The 15,456-nt window shown below is 57.8% G+C and carries 16 protein-coding genes; 11 read left to right on the top strand and 5 right to left on the bottom strand.

All coding sequences use genetic code 11. The features are described 5' to 3' along the window. Window positions 1-10 precede the first annotated feature (10 nt). The 3 genes from Q0650_RS07905 to Q0650_RS07895 all read left to right on the top strand — a co-directional run bounded on the left by Q0650_RS07905 (window position 11) and on the right by Q0650_RS07895 (window position 2,460). Complete coding sequence (locus tag Q0650_RS07905; protein WP_298817626.1) at window positions 11-1,276, top strand: Glu/Leu/Phe/Val dehydrogenase; 1,266 nt, start codon at window positions 11-13, stop codon at window positions 1,274-1,276. Between the two features lie 104 nt (window positions 1,277-1,380). Next, window positions 1,381-1,749 (top strand): response regulator, encoded by a 369-nt coding sequence (locus tag Q0650_RS07900; RefSeq protein ID WP_298817624.1) that lies wholly within the window; start codon window positions 1,381-1,383, stop codon window positions 1,747-1,749. A 21-nt stretch (window positions 1,750-1,770) separates the two neighbouring features. Beyond that, a complete protein-coding gene (locus tag Q0650_RS07895) occupies window positions 1,771-2,460 on the top strand; it encodes an HAD family hydrolase (RefSeq protein ID WP_367280805.1) in 690 nt (229 codons plus the stop codon). A 77-nt stretch (window positions 2,461-2,537) separates the two neighbouring features. Here the strand turns inward: Q0650_RS07895 and Q0650_RS07890 are convergent, their stop codons facing one another. The 4 genes from Q0650_RS07890 to Q0650_RS07875 all read right to left on the bottom strand — a co-directional run bounded on the left by Q0650_RS07890 (window position 2,538) and on the right by Q0650_RS07875 (window position 7,237). Beyond that, window positions 2,538-2,795, bottom strand: coding sequence for a hypothetical protein (locus Q0650_RS07890; RefSeq protein WP_298817622.1), 258 nt, complete (start codon window positions 2,793-2,795; stop codon window positions 2,538-2,540). A 498-nt stretch (window positions 2,796-3,293) separates the two neighbouring features. Continuing rightward, window positions 3,294-4,250, bottom strand: a complete 957-nt coding sequence (gene trxB, locus Q0650_RS07885; protein WP_298817620.1) for a thioredoxin-disulfide reductase — start codon at window positions 4,248-4,250, stop codon at window positions 3,294-3,296. 120 nt (window positions 4,251-4,370) lie between these two features. Further along, entirely contained in the window at window positions 4,371-5,579 is a 1,209-nt protein-coding gene (locus Q0650_RS07880) for a DUF58 domain-containing protein (protein WP_298817618.1), read from the bottom strand. Between the two features lie 95 nt (window positions 5,580-5,674). Next, the gene (locus tag Q0650_RS07875) at window positions 5,675-7,237 is read right to left on the bottom strand and encodes an ATP-binding protein (protein ID WP_298817616.1); all 1,563 of its coding nucleotides are present in this window, start codon (window positions 7,235-7,237) and stop codon (window positions 5,675-5,677) included. 448 nt (window positions 7,238-7,685) lie between these two features. On the opposite strand from Q0650_RS07875, the gene Q0650_RS07870 reads away from it, so the two are divergent. The 8 genes from Q0650_RS07870 to Q0650_RS07835 all read left to right on the top strand — a co-directional run bounded on the left by Q0650_RS07870 (window position 7,686) and on the right by Q0650_RS07835 (window position 14,933). Continuing rightward, window positions 7,686-7,976, top strand: coding sequence for a helix-turn-helix domain-containing protein (locus tag Q0650_RS07870; RefSeq protein WP_298817615.1), 291 nt, complete (start codon window positions 7,686-7,688; stop codon window positions 7,974-7,976). Window positions 7,977-8,060: 84 nt separating this feature from the next. Beyond that, window positions 8,061-8,426 carry a roadblock/LC7 domain-containing protein gene (locus tag Q0650_RS07865; protein WP_298817613.1) on the top strand — a complete coding sequence of 122 codons (366 nt, stop codon included), beginning with the start codon at window positions 8,061-8,063 and terminating at the stop codon, window positions 8,424-8,426. Window positions 8,427-8,498: 72 nt separating this feature from the next. Next, the gene (locus tag Q0650_RS07860) at window positions 8,499-8,993 is read left to right on the top strand and encodes a roadblock/LC7 domain-containing protein (protein ID WP_015941405.1); all 495 of its coding nucleotides are present in this window, start codon (window positions 8,499-8,501) and stop codon (window positions 8,991-8,993) included. A gap of 68 nt (window positions 8,994-9,061) precedes the next feature. Next, window positions 9,062-9,649 (top strand): ATP/GTP-binding protein, encoded by a 588-nt coding sequence (locus Q0650_RS07855; protein WP_066782374.1) that lies wholly within the window; start codon window positions 9,062-9,064, stop codon window positions 9,647-9,649. Between the two features lie 50 nt (window positions 9,650-9,699). Further along, window positions 9,700-10,500: a DUF4388 domain-containing protein gene (locus tag Q0650_RS07850; RefSeq protein WP_298817610.1), complete on the top strand. Its 801-nt coding sequence runs from the start codon at window positions 9,700-9,702 to the stop codon at window positions 10,498-10,500. Window positions 10,501-10,591: 91 nt separating this feature from the next. Next, window positions 10,592-12,109, top strand: coding sequence for a bifunctional phosphoribosylaminoimidazolecarboxamide formyltransferase/IMP cyclohydrolase (gene purH, locus Q0650_RS07845; RefSeq protein ID WP_298817608.1), 1,518 nt, complete (start codon window positions 10,592-10,594; stop codon window positions 12,107-12,109). Window positions 12,110-12,298: 189 nt separating this feature from the next. After that, a complete protein-coding gene (gene hisIE / locus Q0650_RS07840; protein ID WP_298817606.1) occupies window positions 12,299-12,907 on the top strand; it encodes a bifunctional phosphoribosyl-AMP cyclohydrolase/phosphoribosyl-ATP diphosphatase HisIE in 609 nt (202 codons plus the stop codon). A 25-nt stretch (window positions 12,908-12,932) separates the two neighbouring features. Further along, window positions 12,933-14,933: a response regulator gene (locus Q0650_RS07835; RefSeq protein WP_298817813.1), complete on the top strand. Its 2,001-nt coding sequence runs from the start codon at window positions 12,933-12,935 to the stop codon at window positions 14,931-14,933. 1 nt (window position 14,934) lies between these two features. Here the strand turns inward: Q0650_RS07835 and rimM are convergent, their stop codons facing one another. Then, window positions 14,935-15,444, bottom strand: a complete 510-nt coding sequence (rimM, locus tag Q0650_RS07830; RefSeq protein ID WP_298817604.1) for a ribosome maturation factor RimM — start codon at window positions 15,442-15,444, stop codon at window positions 14,935-14,937. Between the last annotated feature and the right edge of the window lie 12 nt (window positions 15,445-15,456).

Here is a 15,456-nt window from a genome sequence, read left to right as displayed (position 1 = left end):
GTTTAAGACAATGGCGTCTCACCAGATCAACCCGTTTCACGTTGCCCAACAGCAGTTCGATCAGGCAGCCGATATGTTGCGTCTGCCCGATGAGGTGCGAGCAATTTTGCGCGTGCCGCAACGGGAATTAACCGTCAATTTTCCGGTGCAAATGGACGACGGCACTACCCGCGTTTTTACCGGCTACCGCGTGCAGCACAATCTCAGTCGCGGGCCGGTCAAAGGGGGGATCCGTTACCATCCCAGCGTTGATGTTGACGAGGTGCGCGCCCTGGCGATGTGGATGACCTGGAAGTGCGCTCTCGTCAACATTCCTTACGGCGGCGCCAAAGGGGGCGTAATCGTCGATCCCAGACAGCTCTCGCTGGCCGAACTCGAGCGGTTAACGCGCCGCTTTGCGACTGAAATCAGCATTTTGCTTGGCCCTGAGAAAGATATTCCCGCGCCTGATGTAGGCACTAATGCCCAGATTATGGCGTGGATTATGGATACGATTTCGATGCATCGCGGCTACACGGTACCGGCAGTGATCACCGGCAAGCCGGTCAATGTCGGCGGATCGTTGGGGCGAGTCGAAGCAACAGGCCGCGGGGTGATGTTGATGGTGCGCGAGATGGCACGCAAGCTGTCATGGCCACTCGACGGCTTGCGTGTGGTGGTGCAGGGTTTTGGCAACGTTGGCAGCACGGCAGCCTATCTGCTCCATCGACTCGGTTGCCGGGTGATTGGAGTGGCCGATGCATCGGGCGGTTACTACTGTGCAGGCGGTCTTGATATTCCGGCAATGCGTTCCTATGCCGATCGTCAACCATTTCACCTGCTCGAAGGCTACACTGCGCCCGGTGTCGAGCGAATCAGCGGAAGCGACCTGCTCGAACTCGAATGTGATGTGCTCATTCCGGCAGCGTTGGAAAATCAACTCACCGGCGCGAATGCCGAGCGCATTCGCGCCAGGCTGATTGTCGAAGGCGCCAATGGGCCAACGACGCCGGAAGCCGATGCAATCCTGGGTGAGCGGGGCGTGATCATTGTGCCTGATATTTTGGCTAATGCGGGCGGCGTGATTGTGTCTTACTTCGAGTGGGTGCAGGGTCTGCAAGAGTTTTTCTGGGACGAGCAGGATATTAACGAAAAGCTGGAACGGATCATCGTAGGCGCGTTTGAGCAGGTGTACGAGATGGCGCAACAGCGCCATATTCCGCTGCGTCTGGCCGCGTATTTGCTGGCTGTGCAACGGGTGGCCGATGCCAATACGACTCGTGGGGTGTATCCGTAAACGACAGCGCAACGGTGTCAGAAGGCCGAAGCGAGCTGCGCATTTTTTTCAGGCCGCAAAAGTTCTGCGTCGTTGCGTCGGCGTGTTGTCGCGCAGGAGGAGCCATGCAGATTGTGCTCATCGAGGATAATCCGCTGATGCAACAGTTGTTTTCGATCTTCCTGCGCGGCCAGGGTTTTGAAGTAACAGTGGCCGGAACCGGTGAAGCGGCGCTAGTTGCGCCGATCTCGTTGCCGGCCATCTTGCTGATCGATCTGCGATTGCCTGACTATGATGGCTTTGAACTCTTGCAACTGTTGCGCGCGCGGCCTGAGTTGCGCAATTGTCCGGCGATTGCCCTCAGTGGCCTGGGTGAAAGTGATCGTCGCGCCGCTTTTGCCGCCGGCTTTAATCGCTTCCTGACCAAACCAGCCGATCTTGATGAATTGTTGCAGGTGATAACTGAATTGGTGGGCGACACGCCAGCTCGCTAAGAGCGTCGCCGCGCAGGAGTGATGATGAAGCGATTAGTGTTGTGGGATGTCGATGGGACGCTGCTTTCAACCGACGGAATTGCGGCGAATGCGATGCGCGCCGCGCTTCGCCGCCTGGTTGGGCCTGAGGTACGCATCGAGCGGACATCGTATGCCGGTAAGACCGATTGGCAGATTGTGCGGGAAAGCCTGCCTTCGCTTGACGAGGAGACTATTCAGTCGCAGTTGCGAGAGTTTATTGCCCTGTACATCGCCGAACTGACGGCGCAACGTGACGCGTTGGTGGCGCGTTCGACCGTCTTTGCCGGCGTCGTTGAAGCGCTGCGCGCGCTGGCCAAGGTCACCTATCAGGCTCCGTTGACGGGAAACGTTGCCGCTGCGGCCCGGATCAAGCTGGAATGCACCGGTTTGTTATCCTGGCTTGATGTTGAGGCAGGCGCGTATGGCGATGACCACTTTGACCGGCTGGCCTTGCCACCAATCGCGGTAGCGCGCGCTGCGCAACGCTATCAGCAAGCGTTTACCCCCGCTGAGGTCGTCGTGATCGGTGATACTCCGCGTGATATTGCCTGTGGTCGGGCTTTTGGCGCGCGGACTGTTGCCGTGGCCACCGGTCCGTTTACCCTGAGCGAACTGGCTGCGCATCATCCTGATGCCCTCTTGCCCGATCTGAGCGACACGATGGCCGTATTGTCCGCGGTATTGGGCTAAATTAACAGCAACAATAATGGGAGGGCAGCCAACCTGATCAACCTGCCCTCCCTTTTTTGTGGGCCGGCATTCAAGCTTTACAATGCGCGCGGCCCGCCATGCAGCTCCTCAACCAGATGCGCGCGCGCTTCGACCACCGCCATCTGAGCCGAGGCGTAAATTGATGCGGCGCGCATAATCTCTTTTGCCTGATCTGCCGGCATTGCATGTACCTGCTCAAGGGTCAGACCCTGACTGCGCAGGTACTCGAGGATGTAGGCCTGCTCCAGATGTTCGTAGCCTTCACGAGCGCTGGTATCGACTAATTCGGGGTTGGTGGGCGGCGTCGTTGCCATAGCGCACCTCCTTGATGTAAGCTGGTGTCTTTACTATAACATGCGGATGGGCGATGTTCAAGAAAAATCTGGCAACGATTCGCCGGGAGTAGCTCAGTGCAGTCGATGATGGCGATCTGGAGATACGTTGCCTGCACAGCCGGCAACCGAGGCGGGGATGGGGCAGGCTTGCGGACAGGAGCTTTAAGCCGAGCGGTGATGAGGCGGCGGGGCAGCCGGCAACTGAGGTGGGGATGGGGCAGGCTTGCGGACAGGAGCTTTAAGCCGGGCGGCGATGAGGCGGCGGGGCAGCCGGCAACCGAGGCGGGGATGGGGCAGGCTTGCGGACAGGAGCTTTAAGCCGGGCGGCGATGAGGCGGCGGGGCAGCCGACAACTGACGCTGGTATACCGTCTGAGTGCGGTAGACATCGCTACCGCACCCGGATATACCCTGAATGATAGCTTCTCGATCGTTGAGCGCAGCAGGGGATTATCGCAACCGACCCTGGCTGGTCAGACTACGCGGTCGCCGCAGCAGAAGCTCTGGCGCGCTCGTGCTCTTGCGCTGCCAGGTACCAGGTTGCCTCCATTGCGGCGCGACAGCCATCGCCGGCAGCCGTAACTGCCTGACGGTAAATATGGTCGGTCACATCACCAGCGGCAAAAATACCGGGGATATTGGTGCGCGTGCGTCCATCGGTCACGATGTAGCCATTTTCGTCGAGATCAAGGATACCGCGGAACAGTTCGGTATTCGGTACGTGGCCAATATAGGGAAAGACGCCATCTGCCGGTAACTCGCTCAGTTCGCCGGTCTGCACATTACGCAGCGTAACCGACTCGACTTTCTCTTTGCCGTTGATCGAGACTACAACCGAGTTCCAGATGAATCGCACTTTGGGGTTGCTGAATGCGCGCTCTTGCAAAATCGGGTCAGCGCGGAGGCTATCGCGACGATGGACGATCACCAGTTCATCGACATAGCGGGTGAGGAAGAGACCTTCATCGAGAGCGCTGTTGCCGCCGCCGACAACCACGACCTTCTTGCCACGGAAGAAGAAACCATCGCAGGTCGCGCAATAGCTGACGCCGCGGTTGGCCAGCTCTGCTTCTCCGGGTACGCCCAGTTTGCGCGGCGATGCGCCGGTGCTGACAATGATGGTATCAGCAGTGATAGTCTGCCCACTGTCGGTATGGATCACGAACGGACGTTGATCCACCTCAAGGTTCGTCACCATAGTTTCCAGATATTGGGCGCCGAAACGGGCAGCCTGCTTCTCCATTGCTTCGGCCAGCTCGAAGCCGCCGATCCCGTCGGGAAAGCCGGGGTAGTTCTCAACTTCACTGGTGGTGGCAATCAGGCCACCGGGTTGCATGCCGCGAATTACAAGCGGCTCAAGATTGGCGCGCGCCGCGTACAGGGCAGCGGTCAAACCAGCCGGGCCGGAGCCAATGATAACAACTTTGTGATGCATACTTACAAGTCTCCTCGCCGTTGCGTCAATACACACAAAACAACTGGCGGCGCGGCAGGAATCGCGTCGCTTACAGTCAGGAGTATACCATAGTGGGGTATCATTCGTCTGTAATCTGGATTACCCCCCAGGGGTATGGGGGAGCGTTGCCGCGTTAGTCTGCTCACGATGGAGTGGCGTCCAGTGAACGGTTACACCGGCCACTGCTGGCGGCGGCGTTGCGCCACAGAAGAGCCAGACCACGCGAAAGCCGAGTTCATGCAAACGCAGCAAAGCAGCGCGGATTGGTTCGGTGGCTATCGCGCCTATCAGCACAATGGTGGCGCCAGGGTGGAGTTCAGGCGTAATCAGGCGCAGTAACCGGGCGCAAGGGATAACCGAGTAAGCGGTTAGCCGGGCGAGTGTCTCCATGATCTGACTCAACTGGTTAGGGCTGCGTCCGGGTGGCAGCCGCACTAGATGCTCATCTTCTGCCGGCGCCCCGTTAGCGTAAAGACCAACGGCGTGGCCGGCGCCGATACTATTGTGGGCGAGCGTTGCGGCCACGCTGATCAGGTGTTCGACCAGCTCAGGGTCGATGCCCTGAAAATAGAACTCGAAGGTATCGAGGTCGAGCACCAATGCCAGGGTATGTGAAGTAGTTGGTTCGTAAACGCGCGTTTGTAACTTCCCGGCGCGAGCTGTGGCAGCCCAATGAATGTCTTTGAGTGGGTCAGAAGGGGTGTAGTCACGCGCGCCAACTATGCGCAAGGGATCGCGCAGCAGGGCTGAGGCGCGCATCAGACCGAGCGGATCGCGAGCTGGCATGCCAAGTTCGGCGAGCGGTAACAATCGCGGGTAGACAAGCAACGTAATGTCGGCGGGAAAGGTGGCATCACTGCGATAGAGGCCAAATGGATCGCCACTCTGGGCCTGCGCCGGCCCGAAGCGAAAAGCGCCACGTCGTTCGCAGCGCAGCCGGTACCGCCAAATCACTCGCTCGTACCAGCGCAAGCCGGTGTTGCGCCGCAGCAGGTGGGTCTGGCGGCTACCGCTGAAGATGAGCGGGGCATCAATGGCGTATACGCCGTTGGGGATTGCGTCAAAGATCTGAAGTTGCGCGAGCGGCAGCAGTTTGCGATTGGTCACTGTAATGGTTAGCGTCAATTCATCGCCTGGAAAAGCGCGAGTCTGGCTGAGGTGTCGCCGGTATTCGACCCGGTGCAGCGCCCAACGTTGCCAGAGGCGGGCCACGCCGAGGCTGACCAGCAAAGTGGCGGCCAGGAGGGCCAGGGCCGGTTGCCGGAAGAGGAGGGCGAGAATGAGCATTACAAAAAGGAAAAGGATCATAGTGAAAGCAGTTGCGTGAATCTAAAGGTCAACTCTAACGAAATCATCCTGTTCCGCTCGCCTGTATCAGCTCGTCGATCATCAAGAAACCCGTATCACTCACCCGGCAACTGCCGGCGGCTGAGGGGCAGGGTGAAGATAAAGCGTGAACCGCGTCCAACCTGGCTCTCAACCCAAATTCGTCCGCCGTGCGCTTCGACAATCGCGCGCGTAATAAACAACCCGAGTCCACTGCCGGGTTGATCGCGGCGCAGGCGGGTATCAACGCGGTAAAACCGCTCAAAGATCAGCTCTTGCTCTTCGGGAGGGATACCGATACCCTGATCGGCGACGTACACAATGGCCAGCTCGCCTTCGGCGCGAGCGCCGATCCGGATCGTGCCTCCGTTGGGGCTGTACTTGACAGCATTTTCGATCAGATTGGTAAAGACCTGGCGAAGTCGCTCATAATCGGCATAGACGGGGGGAAGGTCATCGGGCACCCGGATCTCGAACTCGATCCGGCCGTCAACCTGGGCGGCAAAGCGGCGCACCACCTCTTCGACCAGCAAGCGCAGCGAGACATCGCTACGTTCGAGCCGCAACCCACCGGCGGCAATGCGCGAGACATCGAGCAGATCTTGAATCTGGCGCGCAAGTCGGTCGGCCTCTTCGCCAATCACCTGGAATGCGTCGCGATACTGTTCGATGGAGAACTGTGCATCAGGGCGGAGCATTGTCTCGGCAAACCCCTTGATGATGCTCACCGGTGTGCGCAGCTCGTGGGAAATGACCGAAATGAACGTATTTTGTCGCTCTTCTTCAATCTTTTGGGCGGTAATATCGCGCACATTGGCGATGGCGCTCAACAAATAGCCATGACTACCGCGTTGAGGCGCGTAGCGATTCTGAATAAATAGCTCACGACCATCGCGGGTCGTAATCCAACCCTCGACCACTGGATTGGTTAGCTCGGGATGGCGCTGCAACGGACAGTCGTTGAGGCAGATATTTACGCCCTGGGAGTTGCGAATGCCAAGCACTTCGGCGCAGGGACGACCGATCGCCTCCTCGCGTGACCAGCCGGTCAGTTGTTCCATTGTGTGGTTGAACGTTGTGATGCGCCAGCGCCCATCGATGATCATGACGCCGTCGGCAGACTGTTCGATCAGCGCATTGAGATGTTGTTTTTCCCGCAACACACTCTGGAAGAGCCGGGCATTGCCGACAGCGATTGCGGCCTGGTCGGCGAAATCCTGCAATATCTGGCGATCATCGGCAGAAAAGGCGACATTCAGCGCGGCGCGAAAGACGTAAATCACGCCCAGCGGCGTATCGCGCACTGTCAAGGGCAGCGCGATCATCTGGCGCAAGGGGATGCCGGTATCGAGCGAAATCTCGCGCAACGCCTGCGGCCCGTGACGGCTCAGGTCGGCGATGGGGATGCTGAGGAGCGGCGTAAAGGCTGGCCAGCTTTCACGGGGCAGATGGGCCGAGGCGCGGATGCGCAGAAGGCCATCTTCTTCGTCAAACAGCGCGATAAAACCAAGCGTGCCGGCCAGCAGCTCAACGGCGTAGGCAATAACCAGATTGAGCACGCTCCCCAAATCGAGCTGGGCAGTCAGAGCGCGACTAATCTGCAACAGGTATTCGCGTTGGCGTAAGCGAAGATCGTTCATGTCGCGCTATTGTACCATAGAACAGGTGAAGATTTCGAATTGCCAGTAGTGTAAACTTTTACACCGTTCGATAATGCGGCAAGATCCGTTGTCAAGGGTTACCACGGGTTTATCGAGCTTGTTAATTGCGCATCGCGTGTGACTGCTTAATTTCATGCCATAGGAGAGAAAGCCGCTGTTAAACCGATCATGACACCGTGTCGTTACTATTTACACAGTGACTCGACAATCCTGCTTGACCATGGTATGATAATAAAAAATTACCATCAACCCCTCTTAACCAGAACTGACGTCTCCGTAAACGGAGAACAAAACGCAATGAATGATAGCAGCGCGCCATAGCTATGGTCGTAGCCGGTAGCATCAGCAAGCCAATTTTGCTGACATGCGTTCGCGCGGATAGCGAAGAAGTGGAGCTGGCGTTATCGTCAGACAAGAGGAGATCGGCATGAAATTAGATCTGAGTGGCAAGCGCGCGCAAAAGCTGATTCGCGAACACAATTTAACTCCCGAAGAGATCCAGCAGATCGTGGCTGCTGCCCGGATCAATCTCGCCACCTTTGATCCCGGCTATCGGGCGAATGTCACTCAGATCGCCGATGAATTACGCAAAAGCCGCCCGACAGTATACGGCTGGGCTGACCGGGCGCTGGCAGCGACCATTGACTCACTGCGTAACATCCGCGCGGGCCGACCGCCCAAAGATCGCGAGCGCACCGGCTCGCTGAATGAAGGGTGAGCGTGGAAACAGTATGGTTCCACGACAGTGTATAATAGGTAGCGATGTGTGCAGGGATGTATCCCAGCGCGAGAGCGAGGCAGCATGAGCAGTGGGTTGAAAGAGCTTCTCACCCGATTTCGCGCGATCGAAAGTGTGGAAGCTGCCGCCGTTGTGGCGACTGATGGCCTGTTAATCGAGAGTGTCGCGCGACCAGGCGTAGATATTGATGCCGTGGGCGCCGTGGCTTCCAACGGGTTGGCCATGGCCGATGCGTTGGGGCGCGAAATCGCTAAAGGGAGCACAGTGCAGGCGGTACTGGAATATGATGACGGCCTGGTTATCATCGAACCGATCAGTGACGATGCTATGCTCTTGCTGTTGACCAACTCGCGCGATGATCTTGGCTTGCTCCGGTTTCTCGCTGCCAAACATCGTGACGAGATGATTGATGCGCTGAGCGCAATCTGACAAGGGGTGTGCTATAATTTTGGAAAGCGACGCATCGACTCTCGCCACTCTCAAACGTGAAGGTAGGCTGCGATGGATCCTCAGTTGACCAGTATCATCGTACCCTCAGAAGAGATTGCTCAGATCGAGGAATGTCTTGCCCGTCTGGTGGAAGACACCGGTAGCGATTACGCCTTGCTGCTCGACAAGAGTGGTCAGGTAATCTCTTCTAAGGGTGATGGCGATCGACAAGACATTACCGCGCTGGGTGCATTGATTGCTGGAGTCTTTGCCTCATCGCGCGAGGTGGCAAAACTCTTGCGCGAACGTGATTTTCGGGCCTCGTTCCAGCAGGGTGTGCGCGAAAACATCTTTATCGCCCTGATCGAAGAACAGTGGATTTTGTGCATTATTTTCAACAAAGGCACGCATATCGGCCTGGTGAAAGTGTTGACCAAGAAGGCGACCGATGAACTGGCCGCAGTGCTTGAGCGGGTGCGTCAGCAGCACAAGGCGCGTGATGAAGTGCTCGGCTCTGCCTTCCGCACCTCGATGGAAGATACAATAGATCTGCTGTTCCGCGATTAGCCGCGCTCCTGCCTAGCCGATTTTGGCCGTGTCGGCGCTGTCGTTCGACCGGCTACGCGAGAGAATCTATGGCTCTGATCAATGTCGCTGCGCGTGAAATACACTGCAAGATCGTTTATTACGGCCCTGGTATGTGTGGCAAGACGACAAACTTGCAATATATCCACAGCCAGGTACCAAAAGAAGTAAAGGGTGATCTGCTTTCGATTGCCACGGAAACCGAACGAACGCTCTTCTTCGACTTTTTGCCGCTTGATCTCGGCAAGGTACGTGGGTTTCAGACCCGCTTTCACCTCTACACAGTGCCGGGACAAGTGCTCTATGAGCGCACTCGCGTGGCAGTGCTGAATGGCGCCGATGGCGTAGTGTTTGTGGCCGATTCCCATAAGGGTAAAATGCAAGAAAATATCAACAGTTTGCGTGAATTGGCCCAAAATATTACCCGTCAAAACAAACGGTTCGCAGATTTTCCAATCGTGTTGCAATACAATAAGCGTGATTTACCGCCCGATGTGTTGGCGCCGGTGGCGATGATGGATCATTTTCTGGGTGTCAACAAGATGAATTGGCCACGGATTGAGGCAATCGCAACCAAAGGCGTGGGGGTATTTGAGACGTTGCGCGCGATCAGCCGGGTGGTGATCAGCAAGTTGTAACTGTGTGCGGCGCACCTGTGCAGCCGGTACGAGCGAGGTGAGGCGCAACTATGGCGCTGGCAGGCGATCTGAGCGAGTTTCCGCTCACTGACATCATCCAGTTGTTGCAACTGAGTAAGAAGACCGGCGGTGTCGAAATCGAAGGCCGACGTGGCACGCAAAAACTGGTCGGCTGGATCTTCTTTCGCGATGGCAAGATTGTCGATGCGAAGTTGCCCGGTCTTGACCCGCTTGAGGCAGTGTATGCCTTCTTTACCGTCACCAGTGGCCCCTTCCGTTTCCACGAGGGAGTTACTTCACCTCAGGTGACGATTACGGCCAGCAACGAATCTATTATTATGGAAGGGGTGCATCGCCAGGAGACCTGGACGCAGCAGCAAGAAACGACCCCTACCCTGGCAATGGTGCCGCGCCTGGTGCCGAATCCGTCATCAGGCACGGTTGAAATCAGCCTTGGCGCCGAAGAGTGGCGCGTGTTGACGATGATCAACGGCAAGCATACGGTTGGCCAGATTGCGCAGCGAAGCGGCCTTGGTGAGGTTCGCACCTGCGAGATTATTGCCAAATTGATGCAGAGCGGTTTGATCGAGCGGCGTGAAGCAGCGGCAGGTGAATCGCTGGCTCCTGAGTTTGAACAGATTGCCGCCGGTTACCTCGGCGCCGGCGCCAATCTGTTGTTGCAAGAAGCCTACCGGATCGCCGGTGTGGTTGACCCTTCACGCGCTTCAGCAGCGCAGATGCTGGCTGCTGCAGATGCCTTCGAAGCAGAAGCGCGGCGTTTGATCGGGGCCGATCGGGCAAGCCAGGCGGCTGCGCAGCTTCGTGAGCGCGCCCGCGAATTACTGGTCTGATCTGTGGTACAATGGCGCTGCGCGACCCTGCCCGTCGCTTCGGGCAGGTTTTTGATTCTGGTGTCCGCTGTTGTGTAGCGAGGAGTGTGTCGTGCGCGCATTAATAAGCGTCTACGATAAGTCGGGCATTGTAACATTTGCGCAAGCGTTGCACGAACTTGGGTTTGAAATTATCTCCACCGGCCAGACCCAACAGGTCTTGCGCGAGGCAGGCATCCCGGCTCTGGCTGTGAGCGAAGTGACCGGCTTTCCTGAGATTCTTGATGGGCGGGTCAAGACACTGCATCCGGCTATTCACGCCGGCCTGCTGGCTCGCCGTGATCGGCCAGCTCATCTGGCTGAACTGGCGGCGCACGGTCTGCAACCAATTGATGTGGTCGTGGTGAATCTCTACCCGTTCGCGGCCACGATTGCCCGTCCTGGGGTGACGATGACCGAGGCGCAAGAGCAGATTGACATCGGCGGCGTGGCTTTATTGCGCGCTGCGGCCAAGAATTTCCCGGCAGTGCTGGCAGTGGTTGATCCGGCTGATTACGAACAGGTGCTGGCCGGCCTGCGCGCCGGTGATGTTTCCCTGGCTGAACGGCAACGACTGGCTGCGAAAGCATTTGCGCATACCGCTGAGTATGATGCGACGATTGCCGCCTATCTGCGCGCCGAACCACTGCCCGAAGTGTTGCCGCTATCCTGGCGGAAATATCAATCGCTGCGCTATGGCGAAAATCCGCATCAGGCCGCCGCGCTCTACGGCGATTTTGGCTCCTTCTTTCAGCAGTTACACGGCAAAGAGCTAAGCTACAACAATATCCTCGATACTGCTGCCGCCCAGGAATTGATCGAGGAGTTTCCGGCAACAGAAGGCGCAGCAGTGGCAATTATCAAGCATACCAATCCGTGCGGCGTGGCGATTGGCCCCGATCTACGCAGCGCCTGGGAAGCCGCTTTCGCCACCGACCGCGATGCGCCGTTTGGGGGAATTATTGCGGTGAATCGCCCGGTGGATCTCGCTTTCGCCGAGGCGGTCAATGAGATCTTTTCGGAAATTGTGATCGCACCCGATTTTATGCCTGATGCGCTTGAATTGCTGCAGCGCAAAAAGAATCGGCGCTTGCTGCGCAATTTGCGACCGGTGACCTCCGCCGCTAACTGGCAGATTCGGAGCGTGCCTGGTGGTGTGCTGGTGCAGGAACCGGATCATGCTCCGCTGGCTCGTGAGGAGTGGCGTGTTGTGACCCGGCGCGCGCCGACCGATGTAGAGATGGCAGCGTTGCGCTTTGGCTGGCGGGTGGTCAAGCATGTTAAGTCGAACGCCATTGTCTACGCTGCTCCTGACCGCACGCTTGGGATCGGCGCCGGGCAGATGAGTCGGGTTGACAGTTCGCGGCTGGCAGTGTGGAAGGCGCAACAGGCTGGCCTTAGTCTGCGGGGTAGCATCGTGGCCAGTGATGCGCTCTTTCCCTTTGCCGATGGGGTTGAGGCAGCGATTGCCGCCGGCGCTACGGCTATCATTCAACCCGGCGGTTCAGTGCGTGACGAAGAGGTGATTGCGGCGGCTGACGCTGCCGGCGCGGCGATGGTGTTCACAGGACGTCGCCATTTCCGCCACTGAGGTGGCATCGGCAAGGCATCATGGCGCGGGAATGCGGCACTACGACCAGGTTTCCTTGAAAAACCGGCGCGCGGTGCCGGTAACCGATTGGCTATCGCTTTACTCTCGCTTTACTCTCGATTGTTGTGCGACCAGCATCGTGCTGTATCCTGTTTCCTGGCAGGGGTTTGTAGCAAAGTGGTAGTTTCCATGCGTAATGATGAATTACTACCGGCAATAGTGCAACATGCGCGCAGCGGTGAAGTGTTGATGCTAGGCTATATGAATGAGGCCGCATTAGCCGCGACGCGCGAAAGTGGTTTTGTTACCTTCTACAGTCGTTCGCGCCAGCGGTTGTGGCGCAAAGGCGAAACGAGTGGTCATACACTGCGGGTTGTCGAAATCCGGCAGGATTGTGATGGCGATGCGCTGCTGATACTGGCAGAACCAGCCGGTCCGACGTGTCACACGGGCCGGCCAAGTTGTTTTTTTCGCGATCTTGATGATGCGGAAGTGTCCGGGAAGGCGCCGCCGGTTGCAGTTCTGGCGCGCCTGGCCGATCGGATTCACGCCCGCCGCGACGCTGCTCCGACCGAGTCGTACACGGCAAAGCTGCTGCATGGCGGAGTCGATCGGATTGGCAAGAAGATTGGCGAAGAAGCGGCTGAAGTGATCATCGCGGCTAAGAATGGGAATCCAGCCGAAATTGTCTACGAACTGGCTGACCTGATGTATCACAGTCTGGTGCTTCTCGAACAGCAGGGAGTTGCGCCTGAAGCAGTATGGGCCGAACTCGCCCGTCGCTATGCTGCCTCGTGATCAACGAGGGCCGCGCGTGAACATTATGAGCAGTTGGGCAGGTCGGGTATTAGTAGTAGATGATGATCCGCAGTTGCGCGATCTGTGTCGGCAGACACTGGCGCGGGCTGGTTTCGTTGTCACTACTGCTCCCAGCGCGGCAGTGGCCCTTGAGGCGCTTGATCAGGTCTCTTTTGATCTGGTGCTGCTCGATCTGGCCATGCCCGGCACTAACGGTCTTCAACTCCTCGAGCAGATTCGTTCACGAGACATCAGTGTGCCGATCCTGATTGTCAGTGGAATGGCGTCAGTTGAGCAGCTTGCTTTCGCGATGCGATTGGGCGCGCGAGGCCTGTTGACGAAGCCGTTCCGCGCGCAGGAGTTGGCCGATACTGCCCGAGAACTGGTTGCAAAACGGCAGGCAGTGCGGGTGAGTGACCGCGTGGCGGCGCTACGGCCGGTGTTGCAGATCAGCCAGCACCTGCTCTCTGAGCTGGATCTGTCACGACTTTACGCTTTGATTATCGAGACTGCCCGGGTTGAGGTGCGCGCCGAACGCGCTTCCTTGATGTTGCTTGAGCCTGATGAACAGGCATTGCGGATTGTCGCCTGTACCGGACTGCCCGAAGTGGCCAGTATTGGCTCGCTGGTGCCGGTCGCGCAGAGTCTGTCAGGATGGGTTATCCGGCATCGCCAACCATTGTTGATCGACGCTCAGACCATCGAATTACCCGAATTTGCCGGATTGCGGCGCTATCTATTGGCACCGGAATTGACGACGGCGCTGTCTGTGCCGATAATGGCTGGTGATCGGATTCTCGGTGTGCTCAATGCGGCAAAAGCAACACCGCGCGCCGCCTTCACCGTAGCCGACCAGGAGCTGTTGCAGTTGTTGGCGGGTCAGGCGGCAGTGGCGCTCGAAAACGCGCGTCTGTATGGCGAAGTTTCCCGTTCCGAAGCGCGGTATCGGGCTTTGCTGCGCCATGCCAGCGATGCGGTGTTGTTGCTCGATGCGCATGGTGCTACTGTGCTCGATGCCAACCTGGCGCTGGCGTGCCTGTCTGGCTACAGTAGCGAAGAGTTGTTGACATTGCCGCCGCAGCAGCTTTTGCCCGCGTTGCCGCAATTGGTGGAAATAGCCGTTCATGGACGCGGCGAGCAGCGCGAGATTGAAACTGTACTTTGCGCGGCCTCCGGCCATGAGACCGCAGTGGCAGTGAGCGTGAGTGTGGTGCCTGATGGCGAACAGCAGCTTTTTCTGGTGATTGCGCGCGATATTAGCGAACGTCAGCGCATGGCGCGTGAACTGGCCCAGGCCGAGAAGCTGGCTGCGATTGGTCGCCTGTCAGCCTCGATGGCGCACGAGATTAACAATCCGCTTCAGGCTCTCTCGAATACGGTGCGCTTGTTGCGTGACCACGATTTGCCGCCCGAACGCCGTGACCTGTATTTGTCGAAAGCGGCAGCCGAACTTGATGGGCTGATTCAGCGCGTGCAGCGCATCCTGGATCTCTCGCGTCCAAACCTTGATGGCCGACGACCGGTCGATATGAATCAGATCATTATGGAAATCATTGCCGCCAATCATGCGCTGATGGTTTCGCGAGGGATACAATATGTTACTGAGCTTACCGCGACGTTGCCGTGGGTGAAAGCGGTGAGCAGTCACCTCAGGCAGGTTTGTCAGACAATGGTGCAGAATGCAATCGAAGCCATGCCGCGTGGCGGTATGTTGCGCATGCGCACCTATCTTCGGCCCGCGGAAGGCGAGCCGGATCGCGCGCTCTTCTGGCGGGTCGGCGGCATGGCCCGCCAGTCGCTCATAGAGCCGGCAGTCGTGTTTGAGATTAGCGATACGGGGGTCGGCATCTCACAGGAAGAGATACCGAAGATCTTTGAACCCTTCTACTCCAGCCGGTTTGACGGGTTAGGGATAGGGCTATCGATTTGCTACAGTATTGTTGATTTTCATGGCGGCGAATTACTGGTGCGTTCGTTGCCCGATCAGGGCACGACATTTCGCGTGGTATGGCCGATAGCGCAATAGCTCAATCGAGCAAGCCGGCAATAGGGCGAATCACCAGACGCCGTTCAACCAGATCAATCGCCACGATAAAATCACGCACCATCGGCACCAGCGCCTCGGCGCGACCCTGCCGCGCGATCACGGCAATCTCTCCGGCGCCAGTTTCGAGGATGTCGCGCACCTCGCCAATCGCATCGCCAGTATCGGTAACGGCGGTCAATCCGATCAAATCGTGATAAAAAAACTCATCAGCCGCCAGTGGCGCGGCATCGGTTGCGGCGATGTAGACCTCAGCGCCACGCAGATCGGCAGCAGCGTCACGGTCGGTGATGCTTTGCAATTGAATGATGAGCAATCCCGGTTTGTGCATGAAAAGACGTGTCACCTGATGTGGAATGCGCTTAGGGCCGATGAAGACCGCGCGCAAATGGCGGATCAGGTGTTCGGGATGGCTCGAAATCGAGTGGAGCTTAATCTGACCGCGCACACCGAAGGGCGCGCCGAGAACGCCAATATAGAGAAGATCATCCATATTGTTGAACAT

Origin of the sequence: uncultured Chloroflexus sp. (assembly GCF_937129525.1) — a bacterium.
GTDB lineage: Bacteria > Chloroflexota > Chloroflexia > Chloroflexales > Chloroflexaceae > Chloroflexus.
This window is presented reverse-complemented; position numbering and strand designations above follow the sequence as displayed.

What these genes read in the sequence shown, in the direction of transcription:
- Q0650_RS07865 (WP_298817613.1), top strand. Translation starts at nt 8,061, where the DNA reads ATGAGCAGTGGGTTGAAAGAGCTTCTCACCCGATTTCGCGCGATCGAA.
- Q0650_RS07900 (WP_298817624.1), top strand. Translation starts at nt 1,381, where the DNA reads ATGCAGATTGTGCTCATCGAGGATAATCCGCTGATGCAACAGTTGTTT.
- trxB (WP_298817620.1), bottom strand. Translation starts at nt 4,250, where the DNA reads ATGCATCACAAAGTTGTTATCATTGGCTCCGGCCCGGCTGGTTTGACC.
- Q0650_RS07855 (WP_066782374.1), top strand. Translation starts at nt 9,062, where the DNA reads ATGGCTCTGATCAATGTCGCTGCGCGTGAAATACACTGCAAGATCGTT.
- Q0650_RS07875 (WP_298817616.1), bottom strand. Translation starts at nt 7,237, where the DNA reads ATGAACGATCTTCGCTTACGCCAACGCGAATACCTGTTGCAGATTAGT.
- Q0650_RS07895 (WP_367280805.1), top strand. Translation starts at nt 1,771, where the DNA reads ATGATGAAGCGATTAGTGTTGTGGGATGTCGATGGGACGCTGCTTTCA.
- Q0650_RS07905 (WP_298817626.1), top strand. Translation starts at nt 11, where the DNA reads ATGGCGTCTCACCAGATCAACCCGTTTCACGTTGCCCAACAGCAGTTC.
- hisIE (WP_298817606.1), top strand. Translation starts at nt 12,299, where the DNA reads ATGCGTAATGATGAATTACTACCGGCAATAGTGCAACATGCGCGCAGC.
- Q0650_RS07880 (WP_298817618.1), bottom strand. Translation starts at nt 5,579, where the DNA reads ATGATCCTTTTCCTTTTTGTAATGCTCATTCTCGCCCTCCTCTTCCGG.
- Q0650_RS07850 (WP_298817610.1), top strand. Translation starts at nt 9,700, where the DNA reads ATGGCGCTGGCAGGCGATCTGAGCGAGTTTCCGCTCACTGACATCATC.
- Q0650_RS07870 (WP_298817615.1), top strand. Translation starts at nt 7,686, where the DNA reads ATGAAATTAGATCTGAGTGGCAAGCGCGCGCAAAAGCTGATTCGCGAA.
- Q0650_RS07860 (WP_015941405.1), top strand. Translation starts at nt 8,499, where the DNA reads ATGGATCCTCAGTTGACCAGTATCATCGTACCCTCAGAAGAGATTGCT.
- Q0650_RS07835 (WP_298817813.1), top strand. Translation starts at nt 12,933, where the DNA reads ATGAGCAGTTGGGCAGGTCGGGTATTAGTAGTAGATGATGATCCGCAG.
- Q0650_RS07890 (WP_298817622.1), bottom strand. Translation starts at nt 2,795, where the DNA reads ATGGCAACGACGCCGCCCACCAACCCCGAATTAGTCGATACCAGCGCT.
- rimM (WP_298817604.1), bottom strand. Translation starts at nt 15,444, where the DNA reads ATGGATGATCTTCTCTATATTGGCGTTCTCGGCGCGCCCTTCGGTGTG.